The 22,262-nt window shown below is 61.4% G+C and carries 20 protein-coding genes; 6 read left to right on the forward strand and 14 right to left on the reverse strand.

Features of this window, described 5'->3' with window-relative positions:
* Positions 1 to 681: acyl-CoA dehydrogenase family protein (locus tag AAF563_17660; protein ID MEM7123111.1), on the reverse strand; the 681-nt coding region annotated here is incomplete at its 3' end.
* Between the two features lie 97 nt (positions 682 to 778).
* On the reverse strand, positions 779 to 1,726 hold the full coding sequence (locus AAF563_17665; GenBank protein ID MEM7123112.1) for a D-2-hydroxyacid dehydrogenase: 948 nt from the start codon (positions 1,724 to 1,726) through the stop codon (positions 779 to 781).
* A 443-nt stretch (positions 1,727 to 2,169) separates the two neighbouring features.
* On the opposite strand from AAF563_17665, the gene AAF563_17670 reads away from it, so the two are divergent.
* The 3 genes from AAF563_17670 to AAF563_17680 are packed head-to-tail and all read left to right on the forward strand — an operon-like array spanning position 2,170 to position 5,557.
* Complete coding sequence (locus tag AAF563_17670) at positions 2,170 to 2,955, forward strand: methyltransferase domain-containing protein (protein ID MEM7123113.1); 786 nt, start codon at positions 2,170 to 2,172, stop codon at positions 2,953 to 2,955.
* A 40-nt stretch (positions 2,956 to 2,995) separates the two neighbouring features.
* Complete coding sequence (locus tag AAF563_17675; GenBank protein ID MEM7123114.1) at positions 2,996 to 3,295, forward strand: hypothetical protein; 300 nt, start codon at positions 2,996 to 2,998, stop codon at positions 3,293 to 3,295.
* Positions 3,296 to 3,325: 30 nt separating this feature from the next.
* Complete coding sequence (locus AAF563_17680; protein ID MEM7123115.1) at positions 3,326 to 5,557, forward strand: N,N-dimethylformamidase beta subunit family domain-containing protein; 2,232 nt, start codon at positions 3,326 to 3,328, stop codon at positions 5,555 to 5,557.
* 374 nt (positions 5,558 to 5,931) lie between these two features.
* On the opposite strand, the gene AAF563_17685 is transcribed toward AAF563_17680, so the two are convergent.
* Positions 5,932 to 6,639 (reverse strand): OmpA family protein, encoded by a 708-nt coding sequence (locus tag AAF563_17685; protein ID MEM7123116.1) that lies wholly within the window; start codon positions 6,637 to 6,639, stop codon positions 5,932 to 5,934.
* Positions 6,640 to 7,088: 449 nt separating this feature from the next.
* Here AAF563_17685 and AAF563_17690 point away from each other — a divergent pair, with 449 nt between their 5' ends.
* Both AAF563_17690 and AAF563_17695 read left to right on the forward strand, forming a co-directional pair.
* Positions 7,089 to 7,271, forward strand: coding sequence for a hypothetical protein (locus AAF563_17690; protein MEM7123117.1), 183 nt, complete (start codon positions 7,089 to 7,091; stop codon positions 7,269 to 7,271).
* Positions 7,268 to 8,800 (forward strand): hydantoinase/oxoprolinase family protein, encoded by a 1,533-nt coding sequence (locus AAF563_17695; protein ID MEM7123118.1) that lies wholly within the window; start codon positions 7,268 to 7,270, stop codon positions 8,798 to 8,800. The genes AAF563_17690 and AAF563_17695 overlap by 4 nt, the downstream gene beginning before the upstream one ends.
* A gap of 46 nt (positions 8,801 to 8,846) precedes the next feature.
* Here AAF563_17695 and AAF563_17700 read toward each other — a convergent pair whose 3' ends face one another.
* From AAF563_17700 to AAF563_17740, 9 genes are all read right to left on the reverse strand, one after another.
* Complete coding sequence (locus AAF563_17700) at positions 8,847 to 9,248, reverse strand: nuclear transport factor 2 family protein (GenBank protein ID MEM7123119.1); 402 nt, start codon at positions 9,246 to 9,248, stop codon at positions 8,847 to 8,849.
* A gap of 195 nt (positions 9,249 to 9,443) precedes the next feature.
* A complete protein-coding gene (speB, locus tag AAF563_17705) occupies positions 9,444 to 10,421 on the reverse strand; it encodes an agmatinase (GenBank protein ID MEM7123120.1) in 978 nt (325 codons plus the stop codon).
* Entirely contained in the window at positions 10,418 to 11,164 is a 747-nt protein-coding gene (locus AAF563_17710; GenBank protein ID MEM7123121.1) for an SDR family NAD(P)-dependent oxidoreductase, read from the reverse strand. Before AAF563_17710 ends, speB begins: the two co-directional genes overlap by 4 nt.
* Before the next feature lie 30 nt (positions 11,165 to 11,194).
* Positions 11,195 to 12,484, reverse strand: coding sequence for a TRAP transporter large permease (locus tag AAF563_17715; protein ID MEM7123122.1), 1,290 nt, complete (start codon positions 12,482 to 12,484; stop codon positions 11,195 to 11,197).
* Positions 12,485 to 12,491: 7 nt separating this feature from the next.
* Entirely contained in the window at positions 12,492 to 13,013 is a 522-nt protein-coding gene (locus AAF563_17720) for a TRAP transporter small permease (GenBank protein MEM7123123.1), read from the reverse strand.
* Between the two features lie 157 nt (positions 13,014 to 13,170).
* Positions 13,171 to 14,157 (reverse strand): TRAP transporter substrate-binding protein, encoded by a 987-nt coding sequence (locus AAF563_17725; protein ID MEM7123124.1) that lies wholly within the window; start codon positions 14,155 to 14,157, stop codon positions 13,171 to 13,173.
* A 99-nt stretch (positions 14,158 to 14,256) separates the two neighbouring features.
* Positions 14,257 to 15,339 carry a proline racemase family protein gene (locus tag AAF563_17730; protein MEM7123125.1) on the reverse strand — a complete coding sequence of 361 codons (1,083 nt, stop codon included), beginning with the start codon at positions 15,337 to 15,339 and terminating at the stop codon, positions 14,257 to 14,259.
* A complete protein-coding gene (locus AAF563_17735; protein MEM7123126.1) occupies positions 15,336 to 16,385 on the reverse strand; it encodes an aldo/keto reductase in 1,050 nt (349 codons plus the stop codon). Before AAF563_17735 ends, AAF563_17730 begins: the two co-directional genes overlap by 4 nt.
* Positions 16,386 to 16,444: 59 nt before the next feature.
* Positions 16,445 to 17,371 carry a dihydrodipicolinate synthase family protein gene (locus AAF563_17740; GenBank protein MEM7123127.1) on the reverse strand — a complete coding sequence of 309 codons (927 nt, stop codon included), beginning with the start codon at positions 17,369 to 17,371 and terminating at the stop codon, positions 16,445 to 16,447.
* A 416-nt stretch (positions 17,372 to 17,787) separates the two neighbouring features.
* Between AAF563_17740 and AAF563_17745 the strand changes: the two genes are divergently transcribed.
* A complete protein-coding gene (locus AAF563_17745; protein ID MEM7123128.1) occupies positions 17,788 to 18,387 on the forward strand; it encodes an XRE family transcriptional regulator in 600 nt (199 codons plus the stop codon).
* Positions 18,388 to 18,667: 280 nt separating this feature from the next.
* On the opposite strand, the gene AAF563_17750 is transcribed toward AAF563_17745, so the two are convergent.
* A complete protein-coding gene (locus AAF563_17750; GenBank protein ID MEM7123129.1) occupies positions 18,668 to 20,278 on the reverse strand; it encodes an ABC transporter substrate-binding protein in 1,611 nt (536 codons plus the stop codon).
* Positions 20,279 to 20,479: 201 nt separating this feature from the next.
* A complete protein-coding gene (locus AAF563_17755; GenBank protein MEM7123130.1) occupies positions 20,480 to 22,006 on the reverse strand; it encodes a M81 family metallopeptidase in 1,527 nt (508 codons plus the stop codon).
* Positions 22,007 to 22,262: the final 256 nt, after the last annotated feature.

The raw sequence follows: 22,262 nt of genomic DNA on the forward strand, positions 1-22,262 counted from the left end.
GTCGTCTTCGGGGACCGGCAGATCATCGAAATAGACGATGTTGGAATCAACCGCATGGCGACCGAGCTTGGGGATCTCGGTCGCCGTCACGTGGTCGCGGTCAAGACGCGTATAGAAGAGACTCAGGCCGTCGGTCTTTTTCTGGACGTTTTCCAGCGGCGTCGTGCGCGCCAGGATCAGGGCGCGGTCCGCGACCTGCGCCGTCGAGATCCAGATCTTCTGGCCCTTGAGAAGATAGCCATCGCCGTCTCGTCGCGCGGCCGTCTTGATGTGCGTGGTGTTCAGGCCGGCATCCGGCTCGGTCACCGCAAAGCAGGCCTTTTCCTTTCCCGAGATCAGCGGCGGCAACATGCGGGCCTTCTGCGCGTCGGTGCCAAACACCACGACTGGCTGCAGACCGAAGATGTTCATGTGGACCGACGACGCGCCAGCCATGCCGGCGCCTGACCGCGCGATGGTCTCCATCATCACGGCCGCTTCCGATATCCCCAGTCCCGACCCGCCAAACACGGCCGGCATCGCCACGCCCAGCAGCCCGGCCTCGGCGACCGCGCTATAGAACGCCTGCGGGAACGTGCCGGTCTCGTCGCGTTCGCGCCAGAACGCATCGTCAAAGTTGACGCAGACCTTCTCGGTCAGATCGCCGATCATGGTCTGCGTCTCTGTCAGCTCGAGTGTCATGGGCTGATCAATCCAATCGGAGCGGGCTCAACCTCTCTGCCCTATGACGTTCCAGTAAAGGTGCGCGGTGAACCGAGCCAAATCGCCAGACAATCCCTTACTCGAGCGAGAAGCCCGCCCTCTTGTCGACGACGTTCAGCAACGGCTCACCGCATCGGTAACGACTCAGGTTCTCGAGAAAAGCACCGGCAACGACGTCAAGGTGCTCATGGAAATCGCCGCTCATGTGCGGGGAAACAATCACGTTACGCATATCCCACAACGGACTGCTGTCCGGCAGGGGCTCTTCGGTGAAGACATCAAGCGCCGCCCCGGCGATCGTCCCGTTGCGCAACGCGTCAACAAGCGCATCCTCCTTGAGGATCTCGCCGCGCGCCATATTGATCAATCGCGCGGAGCCTTTCATCGCCTCGAACTGAGCGGCCCCGAACATGCCGCGGCTCTCCGGTGTGCTGGGGCAGATCACCACCACAAAGTCGGCGGCTGGGAGACGACTGTCGAGATCAGCGCCAGCATGGATGACGCCGAAGTCTTGGTCTTCCCGATGCCGTCGTCCAACGCCACTGACCTTCAGCCCAAACGCCTTCAGCAGCCGGGCGATCTCGCGGCCGATACTGCCCACACCGACGATCAAAACCTCCTTGCCCAGCAGTTGTTCGGTGAAACGGTGTTTCCATACACGCTCAGCTTGGAGCCGGCCTGTTTCCGGAAAGCCCTTGCCGAAAGCGATGATCAGACCCAGCACATATTCAGCCATGGATCGATCGAAGACTCCGCGGGAATTGGTCAGAACGACGTCACTCTCAACCAACTCGGGAAACAGCAATGAGTCGACGCCCGCCCCGGGCCAGAAGATCCACTTCAGTTGATCGGCACTTTGCCAAGCCGTGTGAAACTCGCTGAACTGGAAATCCCAACAGAGAAGGATCTCCGCACCGCTGACATTGTCGGAAAGCGGTTGGCCGGCCGACGGGTATCTAATCTCCAGCTCCGACTCCAGCGCCTTCAGGCCGGGGATCTCATCGGGGCCTTCGGCCCCAACCACGGCGATGACGGGGTTACTTGTCACGTGAACACTCCCTTTCTCCTGGTTCGAAACCTAGCGCAGATACCGCGATGAGACACCGGTTTCGGTGCGGTGGCGTCACCACAGACCGCGATGTCCACTGTTCTGAGTTTGATCCCTGCTCTCGATGCACACGCAGGATCGAGCCGACCGTACATTGACCGGCGACAAGAGTAAGACCGTTCCGATGACGAGATTCCAGTCAAGGACGCGACCGCCTCGGCGGCGACATCGACACCACTTGTGAATGCACCGCGCCGGACGTGCTCGCCGCATGTTCGTCGATCATTTGTCACAGCGGAAGGCGGGGTCTAGGCTAACCGGTGCTGCCTGGCGAGGCATGGCTTGTGGAGAGTGGAAGCCGCCGTTTGTCCGGAAATCGCCCAATAATCATGAAGCACGGCTCTAAGGGGGAGGCAACGATGTCTGGTCGCCACGAGGACGAATATGACGGCAACTTTATCCATGCACTCGAACTGGTCTGGGGCGAGGGGTTCCTTTCGCCAGGCGGAGAGGACGAAGTCGCCAAGGCGCTCGAGGGGGTCGACATCTCAGGCATGTCCGTGCTCGACATCGGCAGCGGGGTCGGCGGTGTCGATATCGCCCTGGTTCGCAACCACGGCGCCGGCAGCGTGCTCGGTATTGATGTCGAGAAGACGGTAACAGAGCATGCCGTCGCCCGTGCCGAGCGTGAGGGTTTGAGCGGCCGCATCTCCTATCGTGTTATCGAACCGGGCCCCTTCCCCCTCGAGGACAAGAGTTTCGATGTGGTGTTCTCGAAAGACGCCATGATCCATATTCCCGACAAACCGGCGCTCTTCGCCGAGGTCTACCGCGTACTCAAGCCCGGCGGCTTCTTCTCCGGCAGCGACTGGATGCGCGGCAACGAGGAGCCAGCGACGCCGGAAATGAAACGCTGGCTTAACGTCGTCGGCTTGACTTTCGAGCTCAAGTCGCAAGAGCAGTACGTGGAGGCGCTCAAGCAGGCGGGTTTTGAGAACGTGTCACTCGTCGACCGCCGCGATTGGATCAAGAACGTTCTTCACAACGACTACGAGAACCTCGCCGAGCATAAGAACGAGGCGTTGCGTGCGGGCGTTGGCGATGATGCCGACAAGTATGTCGAGATCTGGCATGCCGCCTGGGAAACGGCCATGGTCGATCAGCTCGCACCCGGCCACCTTCGCGGCTTCAAGCCTGGCGGCTGAAGCGTGGTGGAAACGCCACTCGGTAACGGGAGAGTGCCCGATGTATGAGATCGACCCCACCCGCACCGACCTGATTGCCGAGTTTGATGCGAGCCCCAGTGGTCCCTACAGCCGCGAACTCACCATGGTGCTGAACCGCCTGCGCCTGGGGCCGATGGACGAGCGTTTTATCGTGGTCTGCACCAAACGCCGCCGCGAATGGGCGGTCGCCAGGATGCCAACCGAACGCGGTCACCCGGTCGAACTCATCGAAGGTGCGGTGTTCGATAACGAAGACGATGCGGCACGAAAGGTGTTCCGTTTGCGCTGGCAGGCTGTCACCGGCCATGGGCCGGCTTAGAAACATCAACGGACGGGAAGGACCGGCAGCGTGAAGAAGGTCGTCGGCTACACCAATGCGTGGAGCGTGGCTCCAGGGGATACGCTCGAAGTCAAGGTCAGCACGTATGGGCCAGCGCATTATCACGCTGATCTCGTGCGGGTAATCTGTGGCGACGACGACCCTGATCACGGGATCTTCCGGGAAGAGGAGATCGCCGCGCCGTTCGCGAGTGAGTACCCGGGACGCACCCAGAAGACAGCCGCCGGCTCCTACGCGTCCATTGCCGCTTCACCGAGGCTTGACGCTCTTGAGAGTTTCACGGTGCAGACCTGGGTCTTCCCAACGACGCCCTGCAAGGGCAAGCAGGGACTGATCGCCCACTGGGATGCGGGGTCAGAGTGCGGCTTTGCCCTGATTATCGACGACAACGGCGCGGCCGCTCTGCATGTCGGCGACGCGGGCAAGTCCACGACGGTCTCTTGCGAACGGCCGATCGCCGAGCGCCGTTGGCATCTGATTTCGGCGTCCTACGACGCGACCACCGGTGCGATCGACGTTTACCAGGAGTTCCTGGGTCCGCCGGTCGAGGCCGACAGCTCCGCGGTCGCGCACGGTAAGGGGGCGTACAGGGCCGCAACGGGACCTCTGTTGATGGCGGCACTGCCGGCAACGTCCACCGGCTCCGGACGATCCATCCCTCACCACAACTTCAACGGCAAACTCGACCGGCCGCTCCTGACCGGCTGCGTGCTCTCACACAGCGAGATCGGCGCCTTGGCCTGGGATGCCATGGCTCGGGAACGCGAACCGACGCTCGTCGCCGCTTGGGATTTCTCACGCGATATCGGCAGCCGCAGGGTGATCGACACCGGCTTCAACGGGCTCCACGGCACGACCGTCAACCTGCCCTCGCGCGGTGTGAAGGGTTTCAACTGGTCGGGCAACGAACAGAACTGGCAGCACGCGCCTCAGGAGTATGGCGCCATCCACTTCCACGATGACGACCACTACGACGCTGGCTGGGAAACCGATTTCTCCTACACCGTGCCCGACGATCTCGAAAGCGGCGTATACGCGGTGCGCTTACGCGCAGACGATGACGAGTCCTACAGCACATTCTTCGTGCGCCCTCCCCGGGGCACTACGACCTCGAAGCTTGCCTTTCTCGCATCCACCGTGACCTACATGGCCTATGCCAACTATCAATGGCACTTGCACGAGTACTTTGCCGAGGTCACCGACCTCTCGTGGACGCCGGTCGACGCGGACGATGTGTTCCTTTACCAACACCCCGAGATCGGCTTGTCGACCTATGATCATCACTGGGACGGAAGCGGCGTGCGCTATGCCTCCCGGTTACGACCGGTGCTGAACATGGCGCCGAAGACCGATCTCGGAGGCTACAACCTCAACCTCGACACGCTGGTTCTCGGCTGGCTCGAGGCACGCGGAATTGACTGCGACGTCATCACCGATGAAGACCTGCATCACGAGGGCTCAGCGCTGCTCGAACGCTACCGCGCTGTGGTGACCGGAGCCCATCCCGAGTACTTCACGACGCCGATGTGGGACGGGCTGCGCAATTACATCGCGCGTGGCGGCCGGCTCGCCTATCTGGGCGGCAACGGTTTTATCTGGCGCTGCGCCATGTCCGATGAGATGCCGGGCGTCATTGAGCTTCGCCGCGCAGAGGATGGCATTCGCTACCGCGACGAAGAACCGGGCGAGTACTATCACGAGTTTACAGGCGAGTATGGTGGCCTTTGGCGCCGGCTCGGTATGGCGCCACAAGCGCTGGTCGGCGTCGGCACGGTGGCCGTTGGTTTCGACGCGTCCGGCGTCTACCAGCGCACGTCCGCAAGCTTCGACAGCCGCGTGGCCTTCATTTTCGACGGCATTGGCGAGGACGAGATTATCGGCGACTTCGGATACCTGGGCGGTGGCGCAAGCGGCGGCGAAATCGACGCGGCCGACCCGATGCTCGGCACACCGCCCCACACCCTGGTGGTGGCGAGCTCGACGGGGCATTCGGAAAACACCTGGCTGGTGCCCGACGAGACTGGGTTCCACCACAGCGCCATGGACGGCGCCCAGAATCCCCGGGTCAAGGCCGACATGACATTCTTCGAGACGCCCGGCGGCGGCGCAGTGTTTTCGACGGGTTCGATCGCCTGGAGCGCTAGCCTGCCGCACAACGGCTACGACAACAACGTTGCGGTCGTCTCCGAAAACGTGCTTCGCCGCTTCCTGGACCCAAAACCCTTCACCGTGCCGAGATAGCGTTCGCCAGTACCGACCATCATCAACCGGTGATGCAGCTGCGCACCGATGGCATCGTCCTTGCGGTCGCCGTCGATGACCTTGACCGGCAACGTCGCGGTGCTCTTGGTAGCAGGCCCGAATCGAAACTCGCCTGTAGGTGTGCAACAGCCGGAAAGTTCAGCGTGAGATCCGGTTCGGCCACCGCGCCGTCCTGCTGCTTCAGGGATTGTCGTTCATGCGCCGGCCATTCTTGAGACAACTGCTCCAACGCGCGGGAAGCCTGCTACGACGGTTACTGCAGGCGCGCAATCACTGCGGTACTGGGACATGCGCGCGGCAGTTGTCAGGTCATGGGGAAGCCCAGCTCTTGCACGCTTGGACGACGACCTCTGTCAGTTCGTCGCGTAAAGGATCTCTACCCGCCTGTTCGCCTGCCTGGCATCAGGTAAGTCACGACCTTCCGCATCTTGTTCTGCGACAAGGGGTTCATCCGCGCCGACGCCGGAGACTTGGAAGTCGACGTCACCCAGGCCACCTTGACTGACCAACCAGTCTCTGACGGCCATCGCGCGGCGCAGCGATAGGTCCTTGTTGTAGGCGGCTGTACCAATGCCATCCGTGTGTCCGACGATCGTAACCGACGTCGCACCCGATTCCCGAATCATCGCCGCGGTTTCCGTGAGATACGCCTGGGCTGCGCCGCTAATCTCCGCAGAGTCGAACGCAAACAACATCTCCGATGACATGCTGATCATCGCGGTCCCATCGAGACGCATGATGATGCTGCTGCCCGGGACAATATAGGGAAGGCCGGTGCGGTCGTAGCACTGGGTGCTCTCGACCGTAACGGGGGTATGGTCGTCCAGATGGGTGTAATCGAACACCTTGTGGCAATCGAAACCGGCGGCCATCGAGCCATAGTTGTAACCGCGCCAGTTGGTGTGCCCGCGTCCGGTCCCCAGCCCATAGCCGTACGAACCACTGTTGCCGTAGGTCGACCAGGAGATGACCTTGGTTTCGTCCGATGACGCGACCGCCGGCAAGAAAAGAAGCGAAACAAGCCCTGCCGCAAAAGACATGGAAAGACGTTTCATCATCATGACATCCTCATGAACGCGAGCCCCAAGACCGACACGAACAATGACGCTGGTATCGGCAGGCACGTTGCAGGTCGACCGCGGTCGGACCAGATGCTGAACAACACATTGTCCGGCACGTCGTCCGGGCCGACGTCGATCACACACGCCTATCCAAAATCTTCAATGAGGCACACGTCAAAGTCCAGGTGTAGCGTACCGGACAGGGGCATCTCATAGGAGGTAGAGCCTCTCAATAGGGCTAAGATTTGGCCACCTGTGGCAACTCAGAGCGATCGCCCTCCCCCACTGCGTTGGTTCACCGTCTGCCAGCGCGGACGCAATGGCCAGTCATTGGGTTGACAGTGCACTGCGTCATGGCCCCATCGACGTGGATCAGCACCGGCATCTGAACTTCGATTGGTGTAGACGCTCTAGCTCTGCGCCTGACACAACCATATCTCGTAGACGGCATGATAGAAGTTGGCGGCACGGAAACGATCCGCTATGGCCAGCAAGTCACCATCCTGTCGCTGCCCGCCGCTTCGGAATTGACCACGGCAGACGCACCGTGCGTGGTCGGCCCGCGGGCCTTCGGCTATGACTTGGAGTATCAATCCCTTCACGGGGACGAGAACGGGAAGGACGCAGCATGAAACGTATCGGCATCGATGTCGGCGGCACCAATACCGACGCGGTCCTGGTTGAAGACGACCAGATCGTCGGCTCGGTCAAGACGCCGACCACCGAGGACGTGATGTCCGGCATCACCGAGGCGCTCAAGCAGGTACTCGCCCAGACATCCGCCGACCCGCAGACGCTGGACGCCGTCATGATCGGCACCACCCACTTCACCAACGCGGTCGCCCAGCGGCGCGATGTCGGCAAGGTGGCGGCGATCCGCATCTGCCTGCCGGCCAGCGCGTCGCTGGAGCCGTTCATCGACTGGCCCGACGACCTCGCCGACAAGGTGCGCGGCGACATCGTCATGCTGCAGGGCGGCCACGAGTACGATGGTCGGCCCATCGCGCCGTTCGACGAGACCGGCATGCGCGAGGCCGCCAAGCGGATCGGCGATGCCGGTTACACCGCCGTCGGCGTCACCTCCGTCTTCTCGCCACTGACCAGCGCATTGGAGGATCAGGCGGCCGCCATCCTGGCCGACGAATGCCCGGACATCGCGGTCACCCGCTCCAGCTCGCTGGGGCGCATCGGCCTTTTGGAGCGCGAGAACGCGACGCTGCTGAATGCCAGCCTGCAGGATCTGTCGAAGAAAACGACGGCGGCCTTCACCAAGGCGATCGAGACGAGCGGCATCAAAGCCCAGCTCTACCTGACCCAGAACGATGGCACTGTGATGCTGGCCGATGTCGCCGAGAAGTTTCCGGTGTTCAGTTTCGCGTCGGGTCCGACCAACAGCATGCGCGGCGCGGCCTTCCTGTCGAGACAGTCGAACGCCATGGTCGTTGATGTCGGCGGCACGACGACCGATATCGGCATGCTGAAGGCAGGCTTCCCGCGCGAGGCCAACAACGTTGTCGAGATCGGCGGTGTGCGGACCTTGTTCCGCATGCCCGACCTTCTCTCTATCGCGCTGGGCGGCGGCACGCTGATCACGCGCGGCCCGCTCACCATCGGACCGGAAAGCACCGGTTACAGGCTGACCGAGCGCGGCTTGGTATTCGGCGGCGGCGACCTGACCGCGACGGACATCGCCGTCGCCGCCGGCCTGATCGACTTGGGCGATCCCTCACATGTCGGAAATCTGCCGAAGAACCTGGTCGACGAGACCATGGCCGCCATGCGCGAGATGACCGCGGTCGCCATCGACCGCATGAAAACGGAAGCCGGCGACGTCCCGGTCATTGCGGTCGGCGGCGGCGCGTTCCTGGTGCCCGACAAAATCGCCGGTGTCAGTGAGGTCATCCATGTCGAGCACGGCGAGGTCGCCAACGCGGTCGGGGCGGCTATCGCCCAGATCTCAGGCGAATGCGATCAGATCTTCCAGGGACTTTCGCGCGAGGACGCCCTGGCGGAAGCGCGCCGCATCGCGGAAGAGCGCGCCGTCGAGGCCGGCGCGGATGCAGAGAGCCTGGAACTGGTCGAGGTCGAGGACCTGCCGCTCGCCTATATGCCCGGCAATAGCCTGCGCGCCCGCGTCCGTGTCGTCGGGGCTATTGCCTGATTGATGTTTTGGAGATCTGCATCACCAGCCCGCAGCGGGACAACACCTACTCCGGTGCGTTGTCCTCGGGCAGCGGCGGCTTGGCGTGCCACCACTCGTCGAAGCGGTAACAGAGATTATCTTCGTTCAGGAACACCTGATAAATGCCGTCGAAGCGAAGCCGTTCACCCGTCTCTTTCCAGGTCAGCGCTGCCCTCCAGCGGTTGATGCCATAGTCCTCGGTGACGGCGAGGACTTCATAGTCGAACGCGATATCCTCCTGCAGGCCGACCGCGCCCTTTTCCACATAACGGCGTATCTCGTCCTTGCCCTTCATGATCTTGTGGAAGGGCGTGTACATATAGGTGGCGTCGTCGGTGAAGAGCGCCAGCGTACCATCCGGATTCTGGTTGACCCACGAGCTGCCGTAAGCATCAAGCCACTGAGAAAACTTCTCGTTCGTAAGCAACTTTTTCTCCGTTGCCGTTGGTCGACTGAATCAAATGACGGAGACTATAGCAGGGTAGCCAACACCATCGAGAACAGGTTTGGCGTTTGTCGCGTTGCGCAATTCCACTTTGCGACATGAGACTGTCGCCACACATCGACTGGTCGATCACAGATCGTTAAGTCAGTAATGCCATGCGTCCGGTCCTTCGAAGTACTAGGTGGACCTGTCCTTCGCTTCTGCCAGGAGGCACAACTCTTCAAACATGATGTTGGCGGCGACCATTGCCGTGAGGTTACCCGGCTCCAGGGGAGGACAAATCTCAACCACATCCGCCCCAGCGAGATTCAGTCCACGGATACCATGCATCAGCTTGAGTGCATCGCGATAGCTCAAGCCGCCGGGTTCAAGGCCACCGGTTCCCGGAGCGACGGCCGGATCAAGCGCATCAACGTCAAACGTAAGGTATGTCGCATGGTCCTTGATGGCGCCAACCATGCGCGCTGTGATTTCCTGCGCTCCAAGATCCTCAAAATCGTCCATGTCGAAAATCGTCACGCCGGCGTCGCGTGCCCAGGCCAGTTCGTCGGCCTTGAACAGCGTTCCGCGGATACCGATCTGGAAACACAGGCGCGGCTCCAGCAAACCTTCCTCTATGGCGCGGCGAAAGACGGTGCCGTTGGCGACGTCGCGACCAAGCATGACGTCCTGGGTGTCGGAGTGGGCATCGATCTGGACAAGCGCCAACGGACCGTCTTGGGCAAGCGCGCGCAGGATGGGGAGCGTAATGGTGTGATCGCCCCCGGCGGCCAGCGGGCGCGCGCCGCAAGCGACGACGTCGGCAACGAAGGTTTCGATGGCACTCAGGCTTTCGTCGACATCCAACGAGTTGACAGGCGCGTCGCCGATATCGGCGACGCGGCAATGCTGAAACGGCGCCGTGCCGGTCGCATAATTGACCTCGCGGATCAGGCGCGACATTTCGCGGATCTCCGACGGGCCATGACGCGAGCCCGAGCGGAAGCTGGATCCCAAGTCGAAGGGCACGCCGAACATGGCGACATCCAGGCCCTCCGCAGTGCCTGATTGGGCAACGCGCATGAAGGTTGCGATGTTGGCGAAGCGCGGCACCGTGGCGACATCAGCCTGTTGTGTGTCGCGCGGTCTCGTGTTTTGCCCGCCAAGCTCCGTCATTGCATGAACTCGCCGCCGTTGACGTAGAAGTTCGCACCTGTCGTGAATTCAGCACCCAACATACAGTCGACCATGTGCATGACATCTTCAAACGTGCCCAACCGATCCATCGGCAGGCCGTCCAGCAACTTCTGTAATCCCTCGGGCGTGTCGAGCGCGTAGCGCTCGCGAACGTCATCGGTGCTGACGGCGGTCGGGATCAGGCAGTTGACGCGGATCCGAGGAGCCAGCTCTCGCGCCATACATTTGGTCAGCGCAATGACGCCGCCTTTCGCGCTGCAAAAGTTGGCACCGTTCAAACGCCCCTGGACACCGCAGGCCGCGCCCAGGTTGATAATGCACCCGGGATCGTCCGTGTTGTGCTTCAGGTACTCCTGCGAGCAGATGAAGGCGCCCTTTAGGTGGGTATCGATAACGGCATCCCAGCTTTCGTCCGTCAGGTCCAGAAACGACGCGTCGCGATTGATACCGGCTCCATTGATCAAGACATCGACACCGCCGAACGCGGCAAAGGCTTTGTCGAACATGGCGCGGACTTCGCCGCGGTTCCTGACGTCCGCCTCAACCGGTAGCACGCGGCCGGGGGCGCCCGTCGCCGCAATCTCGTCGGCCAGCGTCGCGCCTGTGCTGGCGTCGCGACAGTTCATCACGACATCGCGCCCGGCTGTCGCGAAGTGTTGCACCATGGCCGCACCGAGTCCTCGGGTTCCGCCTGTGATGACGACCGCGCGATCAACTGTCATGGCATGCCTTTCGTCTTTGGGAGGTAGTCGTCAGTTGGCCACCGCGTAGCCGAGCAGACGGGGGATGAACAGGGTGATCTCTGGAACGTAGCTGATGACAAGAAGCGTCACCAACAACACCGCCAGGAACGGCAGCAGCGGCTTGAAGACGGCTTCGATCGGTAGCTTGCTGAGACCGCAGGCGACATAGAGGCAAACGCCCACGGGCGGTGTGAACAACGATATCGTCACATTTGCCGCGACAAAGATGCCGATGTGAATGGGATCCATGCCCAGCGCCTTGCCGGCTGGCACCAGAATGGGCATGAGAATGATGATCAACGGCAGCGCGTCCATGATCATGCCCAGGGCGAAGAAGATGATGTTCACGCAGATGACGAAGATGATCCAGTTATCGGCGTTGGTGACGATGAAGTCGGCGAGATCGTGCGGGATGCGCTCAAAGGCGAGCGCGAACGAGAACGCCGAGGCCATGCCCAGGATCAGCATGACAATGCCGGTCAGCTTGGCGGCTTGCAGCAGCACGCCCGGCATGTCGCTCCACGTCAGTTCCTTGTAGACGAACAGCGAGACGATCAGACCGTAGACGACGGCGACCGCGGAGGCTTCTGTCGGCGTAAAGATCCCGCCCAGAATACCGCCCAGGATGATGACCGGCATCAAGACGGCAAGGCCACCATCGGCGAAGACGCGCGCCTTTTCTGCCCAGGTCGTCTGTTCGGTCACCGGCAGGTTGAGCCGCCGACCGTAGTAGTAGCACAAGGCCATCAGGGCGAGCGCGTTGACGACGCCGGGCAGGATACCCGCAGCGAACAGGCCGCCGATCGAAATGCCGGCGACGACGCCGATGATGATGAGGTCGATGGACGGCGGAATGATCGACGCGGTGGCGCCGGATGCCGCCAAAAGCGCTGTCGCGAACTCCTTGGGATACTTGCGTTTCAGCATCTCCGGCATGGTCGTCGAGCCGATGGCAGCGGTGTCTGCGCTGGCCGACCCGCACACGCCGGAAAAGAACATCGTAGAAAGAATGACGACGAAACCCAGGCCGCCCCGCACCCTGCCGACAAAGACCAGGGCGAGATTGACGATCCGCCGCGCGATCCCGCCGTGACCCATGATCGTGCCGGCCAGAATGAACAGCGGTATGGCGAGCAGGGTGAAGGAATCCATACCGGCAATGATCTTCTGGGGCAGAAGTACCAGCGAGTCGATCGACAGGTAGAACAGCGACGCCATTGCCGACAGCCCCAGGGCGACGGCGATGGGCACCGAGATGAACAGTGCCACGAAGAGCGTGATGGCGGCGATCGCGGCCATGGATCCGCTAGCCCCTGCTCGCCGTCTCGCCGGCGTTCGGGTCACCGGGTCCGTTGGCTATCTCACGCCATGCCGACTTGAGGATCTCGATCAAGATCAAAGCCGAGCCTGCGACGATCGATGAATAGGGAATTTCCATCGGCATCTGCAGCGCGGGCGCCAGGTGCCCGGACACGCCGGATACGAAGATAACGCCGTAGTAGAGCAGGATCGCAAAGAAGGCGGCGCCGATGGCGTGAACCATGAGCCTGATCGCGTGCTGCAGACGCGCCGGCATTTGCTTGACCAGGATCTGCAGTGCGAAGTGTGACTTTGTCTTGAAGGCATAGGCCGCGCTCAGCATCGACAGCCACATCAAAAGAAACCTGGCCATTTCTTCGGACCAGGAAAGCGGCGTCTCCAGCACATACCGCGCCACGACCTGGCTGAATACCACCGCCGCCAGGCCGACGAGAAGGGCACAGATGACAGTTTCGAGCGGATGGCGCACGGCAAGCCATACCGACTCCTGAACCGAGCGTTTGGTCATGGCGTCCTCGCTTTCGTCACGTCGCGGCGCACGGGGACTCTAGAATGCCGATCGGTGTATACGCAAAGTTGCCCGGCATCCGGACGGGTGCTGAGAGTCACCCGTCCGAACGCCGGCCAACGTGCGCTCTCGCGCACGCCCCCTTCGAAACCAGGTCTTACTGGTTACCCACCTCTTCGATGACGGCCATGCCACCAACGCGCTCGGCATTGTTCTCGTAGACCGACGCGACCTTGGCGCGGAACTCGTCGAGGTCGACCTCGTTGAACTTGAGGCCCTTGGCCTCGAGCTCGGCCAACGCTTCGTCTGTCATGCTGGCCATGGCATCGCGCTGCACCTGCGTCGCGGTGACGGCGGCCTCGTGCATCTTGGCCTGAACGTCCTCGGGCAGTTCGGCAATGGCCTTGTTGCTGCACAGCAGGCCGGCGGCAAGATACATGTGGCCCGTCAACGACACGTACTGCGTGACCTCATAAAAGTTCTCGACCAGCAGATCGACATGATCGGTCTCGGCACCGTCGATCACACCCTGCTGCAAGCTGGTGTAAACCTCGCCAAAGGACATAGGGGTCGCCTGCGCGCCCAGCGCGTTGAAGGTGTCGATCAGGACCGGGCTTCCCATCACCCTGATCTTCAGGCCTTCCATGTCGGCCGGCGTGTTGATCGGACGCTGGTTGTTCCAGGCATTGCGCACGCCGGAGAACCACCAGCCGTAGAACTCCGAATCCAAATTCTCTTCGACCTTGCCGGCGACGTCGTCACCGATCGGCCCGTCGACAACGCGGTAGAAGTGATCCTGGTCGTCGAAGATGAAGGGCAGATTGAAAAGATCGGCCTCGGGAACAAACGGCGCCAGACCGCCGCCGGCGCTCTCGACGGCGCAGGTCAAGGTGCCCTGCTTCAACATCTGACTAGTTTCTTCCTCGCTGCCAAGCTGCTCGCTCGGGAAGATCTGGACTTCGACAGCGCCGTCCGTGCTCTCCTCCAACGCCGCCTTGAACGCCAGCGCGCCATCGTGAAACGGATGCTGTTCGGGCGCATTGTGCGCGAGCTTCACGGTGTAATCCGCCGCACCGGCGCCGGTCGACGTGGCCGCCGCAACGGCAAACGCCGCGACCGCTAGTGATCTGATAAAGTAACCCATTGATGCCTCCACGTTTTTGGCCGTTCTGGCGTGTGGGTATTCACAACGCCACGTCTTGCCTGATCATCACCAACCCAAGGTCGTTGCTTGGTTCAGCGGTCAGTGGCTGATCGGCTCGTCTCGTTCGCCTCCCCAAATGTCGCCAACCGTAAATCCGTTGGGGAAGGGGTCGTCGGGATCAACGACGTACTGGGCCATCCCCGTGACCCAAGCACGACCCCGAATTGTCGGCACCACGGCGGGTTGCCCGCCGACCGTTTCTTCGCGCACCAAACGGCCCGTGAAGATCGTGCCGAGAATGCCTTCGTGATGAAAATCCTCGTTCAAGGCCAGCTCGCCCTTCGCGTGAAGCGCCGCCATCCTTGCGCAGGTTCCGGTACCGCACGGCGAACGGTCCAAGACGCCGGTCCAGGTCGCCGGCCGGTCCCAATCGAGTTGGCCGGTCGACACGACAACCGCGTTCTTGGCGCTGGCGCCTTCGGCCGTGGGCGAGCCGGTCATGACACAGATCGTGACGCCGGATACGTTCGGATTTTCCGGGTGCACGCAGGGCAGTTGCTCGCGCGCCGCAGCCTTTATCATCTCGCCGGCTCGGGTGATCTCGCCGGCCCTGTCGGGCTCGAGCGCGAGCCCGATCTTCTCGGCATCGGCAATGACATAGAACATGCCGCCCCACGCCACATCGACCTGGACGGGGCCGATCTCCGGCACATCGATCGTCTGGTTCAGGTGGGCCGCGAACGCGGGAAGGTTCTCGAAGGTGACGCCCTTGACCTTGCCGTCCGAGACCTCCGCTTGGACCGTGACCAGTCCGGCCGGCGCTTCCAGGGTCAACTCCGTCACGGGCTCGGTGGACGGGACCATGCCGGTTTCAATCAACGCGGTCGCCACGCAGATGATGTTGGTTCCCGACATCAGCGGGTACTCGACTTGCTCCATGATGACGAAGCCGGCGGCCGCCTTGGGATTGGATGACGGAAGGATGAGATTGCAATTGGCTGCCGGATAACCGCGCGGCTCGCGCAGCATGCGGTGGCGCAGGTCGTCGCCCTGGGCTTCAAGGAAGCACATCTTGTCGTACATCGTGTCGCCGGGCACATCCAACACGCCGCCGACGATGACACGTCCGGGCTCGCCGCACGCGTGCAGATCAATGGCTTGTATGACGCGTGAGAGCTTCACGGCATGTCACTCCATGTCACCTGCGATTTCATCCAGTCGGCGGTGTTGTGGAAGTTGGCGACGACGCTGCCCGGCGGCACCAGCTTGTCACAGGCCTCACGGATGCCGTCATCAAGGGGCATGTCGAGAAGCGGCAACAACAGATCGAGCTGCTCGACCGTGCGCGGACCGATAAGCGGCGCGGTGATGCCGGGCTGTTCCTTGACCCACAGAATGGCAAGCTGCGCCGGCGTCAGGCCGGCGTCCTCCGCCAACTTCGTGAAGCGCTTGCCGACCTCGATGCCGCGTTCGGTGACGCGGTCGGCATAGAAGCCGCCGCGAAGATTGGCGCGGGAGTTCTCCGGAAACGAGTCGGCGGACGTATAGCGTCCGGCCAGGACGCCCATCGCCATCGGCGCCCAGGTGATCAAGCCGAGCCCATGCTTCTGGCACATGGGCACCAGCTCGTTCTCGATACGCCGGTCGAGCAGGTTATAGGGTGGCTGCTCGGAAACGAAACGCGCGTAACCCTTCATTTCGCTGACCATGATGGCTTCCATGACAGCCCATGACGGGTGCGTCGAGGTGCCGATGTAGCGGACCTTTCCCTGGCGGACCAAGTCGGTCAGGGCGCCCAATTGTTCGTCCCACGGAATGTCGGGCGACGGGCGATGGATCTGATATAGGTCGATGTAGTCCGTCTGCAGCCGGCGCAACGAGTTCTCGCAAGCCTGGATGATGTTCAGGCGGCTGTGGCCGTGGTCGTTGGGCCCGAACAGCGCGGGATCGTCGACAGAGTATCCCGGCCGACGTTTGCCGTGATCCACCTTGGTGCCGATGATCACCTGATCACGGCGGCCGCTGGCCTTAAGCGCGCGTCCGATGATCTTCTCGCCTTCGCCGTCGGCATAGACATCGCCTGTGTCGATCAGGTTGATGCCGGCATCGAGCGCCTTGTTCAAGATCACCGCGGCTTCGTCTTCCGGTGTGGGATCGGCGAAGTTATCGGTCCCAAGGCACAGGTTTGATACGTTGACTCCTGTACGTCCTAGTTTTCTGTATTCCATGATTGCCGTTGTTTAAATGTGCTGCTGAACCGGTTAACTGTTCGTCCTTCGCTGCGGTGTCATGCGGCGGCGTTTTGGCCTTCCCCGCTGGCAGGCATACACGACAAACGTTCGCGAATGAGATTAAGCGCGGCTGCGTGGTGATCGGACGGCAGTGGCAATCGCGGCGGCCTGACGACTTCGGAGCCCTTGCCCACCTCGGCCTGTACGAGTTTGATCAGCTGCACGAACTCCGGAACCGTATCGAGCCTGAGCAGCGGCAAGAACCAGCGATAGATCTCGAAGGCTCTCTCGGTCTCGCCCGCCGCAGCGAAGTTGAACAGATCCATCGTCTGTCGCGGCAGCGCGTTGACCAGGCCGGCAATCCATCCGCTAGCGCCCAAGGCGACAGCCTCGCAGACGACGTCATCGAGGCCGGCGAAGAGGCTCAAACGGTCGCCAGTAACCTCGCGAATGGCGGCGAAGCGACGCGCATCGCCGCTTGATTCTTTGACAGCAAGGAGATTGTCATGGTCGCCGGCAAGTTCAGCGATGTGTTTCGGCAGAATGTCGGTGCCGTAGGCCGTCGGGTTGTTGTAAACCATGCACGGCAGGTCGGTCGCTTCGATCGCGGCGCTGATATGCGCTTTCGTCTCGTGCCATTGGCCTTTGTAGACATAGGGCGGCAGGACCATGGCAGCCTGACAGCCGATGTCCGCCGCGCGTTTGACCAAGGCGACGGCCTCGGCTGTCGTCGCTGAAGCGATGGTCGCCATGACCGGCGTTTGCGTCCCCAACGCCTCGACGCAACTTTGAAAGACCGCGCACTTTTCGTCGAAGCTCATGGACGACCCCTCACCCAGAGAGCCGACAGGAACGATGCCCGCGATACCGTGCTCCGCTAGCCACACGACATGCTCTCTTAAGTAATCGTGATCAATCTCAAAGTTGTCTTTGAATGGTGTGGTAATAGCTGGAATCACGCCGCGGAAATTGAAATCGTCCATTTTATCCCCTTTTTCAATCTTCATTTGGCGCAGGCGAAACCGCACTTGAGAAGGGCTGCCGGTCTGCCCAAACGTTTGGCACGGCGTCCCAGGGTGCTGCCACGACACATGAACTAACATGGTAAATTTTATAGTCAATAGGAAAATTCAACAGCTAATGGGCAAACACTGTGACTAACGTGGGCAGCCTGTGATAACGCTGTGGTCGCATACCGAGCTACGCTTGCTGGGATCATCGGCCGAAGCCGGTCACGGCGTTGACAGCTGATCGACGCGATTGGCCGAGCAAAGGGGCAACATCACAGCGGCAGGACGACCCGGGCCGGCAACGTGGGCTTGCGAGAACGTGTTACTGCCAAACGATGGGCGTGTAGGTGGAGCCGGTACGACATTGGACCGACCTTGAAAGAGCATTCATGAAGAAGTACCGCCAGTCAGACAACAGGCCCAACCGGCCGAGCATCGGAGACCATCTCTACAGCCTGCGAAAAGAACGGAAGTGGACACAGAGCGAACTGGCGAAACGGTGCGGCATCGCCGTCTCAACCGTTTCGAAGATTGAGAATGGCCAATTGTCGCCGTCCTTCGAGACGCTTTTGCGCGTTGCCGAAGGACTATCGATGACGATCGCGGATCTTATGACCATCGATGCCTACGGCCAGCACCGGACTAGGCGGTCCTATACCCGCAATGGAGAAGGCGAGATCCACCATACCGACGTCTACGACTACGAGCTTCTGTGCGGCGACATCAATGACAAGATCATGCACCCGCTGATCGCCAGGCTGAAGACCGACAGCGTCACCGAGTTTGGCGAACTCTTCTCTCACCCCGGCGAGGAACTCCTTTACGTACTCGAAGGAGAGATTGAACTGCACACCGAACACTACAGGCCGCTACGGCTGTCGGTTGGTGATTGCGCCTATTACGACAGCACCATGGGCCACGCGTGCATCTCAGTCGGCGAGAAGGAAGCCGTCATCTTTTGGGTCTCGACCACGACATTGCTGCCCTAGTGTCTGTACACAGTTGAGGGAACTCTTGAGTGTCGAGAACATCGTTCAAGCTTCGGAAAGGTGAGGAAGCTTGAAAAGCGCGCGATCCTCATTTGGTGAGCGGAGAGGAATGGGCTCGGGTCGTTTCGTGGCCGCGGCGAGGGCGCCGTAGGGCGGGCCAGGTCGATGTGCAGCGGCAATCGAAAACACCTGTGACACCTATCTGCCGGACCTCGTCGGGCTCGACAAGACGTTCCGGGTCGCGACAAACATTACCCCAACCTAACTGCCACCCCACACATTAAGCCGACCCGTCATCGAGCCAGACATCCTCCCAGTACATCCATCCGGCAAAGCCGTGCGGGTGGCCTTTGAGGTTCTTGACCTTGTCGCTATAGGCATCCAGCCAATTGGTGAAGACCGGTGTCAGGGTTGAGCCTTCGTCACGCATGATGACCTGGATATCGCGATAGATCTCCTTGCGCGTGGCGTCGTCCGTCTCTTGACGACCCTGCAGGACCAGCTTGTCGAACCTCTCGTTCGACCAATAGCTCTCGTTCCACGGGACGTCCGAGAGATAGGCGACCGAGAGCATCAAGTCGGCGGTCGGACGGCCGTACCAGTTCGAGGCGCACCAGGGCACGACCCGCCAGACCGCGCTCCAGAAACCGTCCGACGGCACCTTCTGGACACGAACGTTCAATCCGGACTCGTTCATCAACTCAGCCATGACGACACTGGCGTTGCTGCCGCCGAAGGTGCCGTCGGAGGCACTCACCTCGAACGTCGCGTTTTCCATGCCCGCCTGCTTCAGATAGTAGGCAACCTTATCGGGATCGTGCGGGAGGGCTTCGACGTCGGCCGCGAAGAACGGATCGAACTGAGGAATCGGATGATCGCGACCCACGGTGCCGAATCCGCCCCAGGCGAGTTCCAGCATCCGGTCTCGATGAATCGCATGTTTGATCGCCAGCCGGACGTTGTTGTCACTGTATGGCGCCGTATCAAAGCGCATCGGGAAGGTCGCATGGGCGCCGCCGGGCTGGTTGAGGACATGCGCGTTGCCCGCGGCCTCGACAGTGCCAATGAGCGAGGCGTCAAGATCGGTCATGATCTCGACCTCACCCGCCAGCAAGGCGTTCACGCGTGACGCGTTGTCCGGAATGCCGAATGTCTCGATTGTGTCAATATAGGGCAGACCGCTTCGGTGATAGTTGGGAAACCGCTCGAAGACAGCAACGATGCCCGGATCGAACTCCTGCACCTTCCACGGCCCGGTGCCGACCGCCTCACCGGCCGCGTAGGCCGCGGCATCCTGGCCTTCGGGCTGAACGGTGAAGTGATACTCGGTCAACAGATAGGGGATGTCGGCATTGGGTTGCTTCATGTTGAAAACGACATGCCGGTCGCCATCGGCGACGATCGTGTCGACATCGCCGAGATAGGCGTTGGCCGGCGAACCGACCTCCGGATCGAGGTGACGGTTGAACGAATAGGCGACGTCGGCCGCCCCCATCGTCTTGCCGTTGTGGAACTCTACGCCATCCAGCAATTCGATTGTCCATTGCGTGGCGTCGCCGTTGGGTTCCCAACCCGTCGCAAGGTTGCCCACCAGACCCTGTCCGGGCAAAAAGTCTATCAGACGGTTATACAGCAAGCCGGAGCGCATGATGTCCGTCCCGCTGGTGATCTTTGCCGGATCCAGCGTATCGCCGGCGTGGCTGCTGTCGGAAGCGACACGCATATGACCGCCCTTCTTGGGCTCGTCAGCACGCGCGTCCTTGATTGTCTGACTGACAAACGCGCCGACTGCCGCCGCGGACAAACCCATGTTCGCAAGTCCGATACTGAAGTCACGTCGCGAAACTTTGCCCTTAAGAAACTCGCACGTCAGTCGTTCTTTCTTGTCCATTGTCGCCTCCTTGTCTCGCGAAGCTCTGGATCGGCTCGAACCAGCCGTGCCTTGCGACCGCCGCGGGCCGCTAGGCCTCAGTTCGAGCGAGTCCTTGATGCCCGCCGACTTCACAGGTGACGACGTTAGCGCCGCGCGTTTTGCGGCAACACGCGATCGGATTATTTCAAACGAGGGAAGCGTTATGGAGAACGAACGCCGTCACGCTCGGACCTTGCGATCGAAAACACGCGGCGGGATCAGCCAATCGTCATCGACGTCATGGTCGGGCCAAACGCGCCCAAGCTTTCTTGGCATGCCGCCCGGTGTATAGAACGCAAGGCCTGGGCTCGCGACGAGGATGGGTACGGCAAGACCGTTAAAGTTCAGTTCGAAGTGGTACCCGGACTTCACAACGACAAAGTCCAGACCGGCAATGGAAACGCCCTGGCTCTCGAACGCATTGGGATCGTGGCTGAAGGCGGGGCTCGACGAAATGACGATGGCCAAACGGTCATCGACGGTTACCAGGGCCGAGGGACCCATGGAGGTCGCCTCGCCTTCCTGATAGGGGCCGCGCATCTGAAACCGACCATCGGTGAGGTTCGTGACGGTTCCGGTAACGTCGAGCGGCGAAAAGCCCGGCGTCATGTTACCACCCAGTGACAGCGTCACGGCGGCGCCCAGCCCGGCCGCCCGCGCGGCCTGCACGGCCGACGGATCGGTCACCGGGAAAGCGGCCTTGAACGGATAGTCGTGATCAAGCGTGGCCGCAAGAATGCTCGTGCTGTCGCCGGGCGCGCCGGCGAGGACACGGTCACCCATGTCGGCGATGACGAACGGCAGCGCGCCACCCGGCCTATCGGCGCTGATCGTATCGAGGGCATCATCAATCGACACGTAATCGTCGACAAACTCCCCTCGCCGCTCCCAAAACGTCGTCGCCAGTTCCGACGCGATCGTCATTGCCGCCGGCTGCGTTTCGTGCGTCAGGACGACGGCGGCCTGGCCGATGTCCGGCGCATCCAAAAAACGAAAAGCGTTGTAGAGGGTGATATCACGGACATGCGGATCGGATGCGACCATGTCCTTTGCCCGCTGATGCATGTCCGAAAGCGGCGGTTCTGACGTCCCGTTCTTGCCGGGAAGCAGCATGCGCGTCTTGGCCATGGTCATGACCGGACGAAGCCGGCCGTGCAACACGTCCAACACCAATTGCGCCACGTCGTTGCCGCAGTCAACGACATCGGAGTGGGGATTTTCCTTACAGGCTATACAGATATCAGCCGCACCCAACATGCGCGGCGTGATATGCGCGTGGAGGTCAAGCCCGACTCCGATGACAACATCGCCCCCTGCCGTTTCACGCAGGCTCTCCAGGAATACGCCATCCGCGTCATTGGCCTCGGTGGTCGCCATGGCGCCGTGCAGCTCGATCGCTATGGCGTCGGGACGTTCCCGCTCGATGGCGCGAATCCATAACACAAGGGTGTCGCTGAAGAAGTTGTGATCCACCGGACCGCTTGGCGCCGTGGCGGCCGCGTGCACGGGGACAAGAGCCGCACCGGCCGCTTCGAGTGAGGCCACGATACCGCTGAGAGTCGTACCTGAACGCCGGCAGGATGTCAGGACGTCATCACCAAAGTGCACGTCAAAGTCAGCCCCCGGCGTTGGAATGGGATTGTACCCATTGGACTCGTGAAAAAAGCGTCCAACCATGATGCTGGGCGCCGATCCGGAACGTCCCATGGTTTCTCCATTGATGTTCGATCACACGTGATCAGGCCAACCAACGGGCCGAACCAAGTGAGGGACCAGCCTTGCTGAGATGGCCGGAAACGGAAAACGTCTACGGTTATGGTTAAGGCCGAATCCTTATGCCAGTACGGTAATCGAGCCGATGCTGGGCATAAGAACAAAGCGGATTTCATAACCGTCTGACGGTCGTGCCGTCCGCCGCCAGCCGTTAGGTTCTAACGTTGCGAACTGTCCAGGGCCGGAGCCG

This window comes from Pseudomonadota bacterium, from assembly GCA_039028155.1.
In the GTDB taxonomy this organism is placed as follows: domain Bacteria; phylum Pseudomonadota; class Alphaproteobacteria; order SP197; family SP197; genus JANQGO01.